Source organism: Shewanella sp. SG41-4, assembly GCF_014164505.1.
Taxonomy (GTDB): Bacteria; Pseudomonadota; Gammaproteobacteria; order Enterobacterales; family Shewanellaceae; genus Shewanella.
Genome location: NZ_JACJFI010000348.1, coordinates 1 through 3,346, shown reverse-complemented (window position 1 = coordinate 3,346; position 3,346 = coordinate 1). Strand labels below are relative to the sequence as shown.

General features: G+C 40.7%; 2 protein-coding genes. Both read right to left on the bottom strand.

The window, feature by feature from the left end:
• Window positions 1–648 (bottom strand): peptidase U32 family protein (locus H5202_RS19410; RefSeq protein ID WP_182773508.1); only part of this gene is annotated, 648 nt, incomplete at its 3' end.
• A gap of 437 nt (window positions 649–1,085) precedes the next feature.
• Window positions 1,086–2,687 carry an ABC-F family ATPase gene (locus H5202_RS19405; protein WP_182773507.1) on the bottom strand — a complete coding sequence of 534 codons (1,602 nt, stop codon included), beginning with the start codon at window positions 2,685–2,687 and terminating at the stop codon, window positions 1,086–1,088.
• Between the last annotated feature and the right edge of the window lie 659 nt (window positions 2,688–3,346).

Genomic DNA, 3,346 nt, shown 5'->3' with positions numbered 1-3,346 from the left:
GTTAAGTGGAAACTTGTTACCCGCTGCTGTGACTTCATATTCGTCACGACATGCCTGGCTACAGCGGCCACGGTTACCAGAATTACCGACACTGACTGAGCTTGAATAACATTGACCAGAGAAGGCGATGCATAATGCGCCGTGAACAAATACTTCGGTAAGCACTTCGTGATCGTGGGCGAGGGTGGTGAGACTTTTAATTTCGCCAAGGTTTAGCTCACGAGATAAATTGACACGAGTGGCGCCGATTTTGGCTAAAAAGCCAATTTGACCTTCGTTATGAGTTGTCAGCTGGGTTGAGGCATGAATTGCGAGGCTTGGAAAATGCTTAGTCACTAGATTAAATAAGCCTAAATCCTGGACAATAATGCCGTCGATACCAGTATTAACCAACTGATTGAGTAATTTCACCAATGTTGGCACTTCGTTTTCTAAAATAACGATGTTCATTGTGAGAAACACTTCACATTGATATTGATGAGCAAGCGCAATAACACCAATTAAGTCATCGAATGACAGGTTTGCCGCACGGTTACGGGCGTTGAAGGTATCTAAGCCACAATAAACGGCGTTTGCACCGGCTATAATCGCAGCTTTGATCGCATCGACATCTCCACCGGGTGCCAATAATTCGATTTTTCTATTCATGATATTTTCGCTATTTTATGTCGTTAGTTATTAATTTTAGACGTCGATTTTACGTGTATCTGCATCGGATTACTATTGATTAGCCATTACGAATATAAATATCCTCAACTCGAGATAACAAACTCCCCCCAAATTACCCTTTGCCTTACTCACTGCGTTGAATGAGCTTGTAATAGCATCGCTATTGGCTCGCAAATTCGACTTGTTAGTAATACAAATGATCAGTTTACTGGTGGTGAGTTGCTAAACTTCGACCTTTATAATGTTATTTTCATCTGTTTTTTCATATCTCTTAACTCGAGGTCAGGATGAATATCATCTCTGTTATGAAATAAACAAAAAAGGTCTTCATCATTGCAACGTTATGCAACATGAAGACCTTATTTTAACGATGTTATCCGTTAATGGACATTGAGTAACGTATGTCCAAAAAAGGCTTAGCCTCTGGCTTCCGCTTCAGCTTGGCTTGCAAGGTATTCATCAAACGTACCCTGGAAGTTTATCAATTTTTTGTCTTTTACATCAATAATGCGTGTAGCCAAAGATGACACAAATTCGCGGTCATGGCTGACAAATATTAATGTGCCTTCAAATAATTTCAAGGCTTGGTTCAGCGCTTCAATCGCTTCCATGTCCATGTGGTTGGTTGGCTCGTCCATTACCAGTACGTTAATATCCATCATCATTAACTTACCAAATAATAAGCGGTTTTTCTCACCACCAGAACAGTTACGGACTTTTTTGTTGGCGTCGTCATCAGAAAATAACAGACGACCTAACATGCCGCGAACCATTAAATCGTTGTGCTTAGGTGTGCGCCATAATGACATCCAATCAAATAAAGTCATGTCATTATCAAAATCAGCGGTGCTGTCTTGAGGGCAGTAACCAATCGCAGCATTTTCAGACCATTTAATACGGCCATGATTGTGTTGTAATTCATTTACTAAGCAGCGTAATAGGGTGGTTTTACCCACGCCGTTTTCGCCAATAATCGCCAGTTTAGAACCCGCTTCAAGAATAAGGTCGCCGTGTTCGAATAACACTTCGTCGAATCCGTGGGACAATTCTTCAAGCACGAGAGCCTGACGATGCAGCTTTTTGCTTTCTGCAAAACGAATCGATGGGGTAATACGGCTAGATGACTTAACATCATCTAACTTAATTTTGTCCATTTTTTTAGCGCGAGAACTGGCTTGTTTTGCTTTAGATGCGTTAGCACCAAAACGGTTAACGAAGTCTTGCAGTTCGTCTATTTCAGCACTTTTCTTGGCGTTACCTGCTAACAGTTGCTCGCGAATTAAGCCTGATTGAGCTAAGAAATACTCGTAATTACCTGGGTAAACACGTAATTCGCCGTAATCGATGTCAGCCATGTGGGTACAAACAGAGTTTAAAAAGTGTCTGTCGTGCGAAATAATGATCATGGTGCATTTACGCTTGTTTAACTCTGTTGCCAACCAACTAATAGTATGAATATCCAAGTTGTTGGTAGGTTCGTCGAGTAACAAGATATCTGGGTTAGCGAATAAAGCTTGTGCTAATAGCACGCGCAACTTCCAACCTGGAGCAACTTGTTGCATCAAACCATAATGAAATGACTCTTCAATACCGGCTTCTAACAGAATTTCTCCTGCACGACTTTCAGCAGTGTAGCCATCCATTTCAGCGAACTGACTTTCTAAATCGCCTACTCGCATGCCGTCTTCATCGGTCATTTCTGCTTTGGCATAAATGCTGTCACGTTCTTGTTTTACTTTCCACAGTCCGACATCACCCATGATCACAGCGTCGACAACACTATATTGTTCAAACGCGAACTGATCTTGACTAAGCGTACCGACTTTAAAGCCTGGCGTAATCGACACGTTTCCTGATGTTGGGGCCAAAGCACCACTCAAAATTTTCATGAACGTGGATTTGCCACAGCCATTTGCGCCGATTAAACCGTAACGGTTACCGTGACCAAATTGAGCCGAGATGTTTTCAAATAATGGCTCAGGGCCAAACTGCATGGTGATATTAGCGGTAGAAATCAAAGCAAGTTTCCATAGAGTGTTACAGCATTTTTATCAACAATTGGCTAGGGTGTAGCGTTGTGAGAATAAGACTGACGTAGCATAAGAATAAGGTCGCGGATTATACAGGTAAGTAGTCAATTGTCGATTTATAATCTGCTTATATTCATTAGGCTAATAGAATAAGGTGGGTCAAAGTGTGGAACGCTTGTGGATTTAGCCTAATAGATCCTAGATAAAATGCGTGTATTTACCGACGTTACTTCGTGTATATCGATATATTTTACCAAAAATGCACCCATGACTTTTGCTTTGCTTGCTCGTAACCTGTAATCATCTGATTGGCCAACCCTTCTGACTATGCCATTTTCATCCACTATGAAGCCTATCATCAAGAGCCACAATCTTATTGCCTGATTGGCGACTCTGTTCCAGCTTGCCAATTGTAAAAAATTATAACTCTGATGCCAGTACAAAATCTGTGTTCAGTGTTTATACTTCCTAACTGGGAGTACGCCGTGTTGTTGGGCGCTTGATCACATATATAATATTTAACAATGGTTTAGTAACATAAAGTTTCATTTATATTTGTATGTTGATGCAGTTATTTAGTATAAGTAAATGAGGTTGTTATCTAGAGTACATTCAATTGTGCAAGGTTAAGTAACTGAAAATAGTTA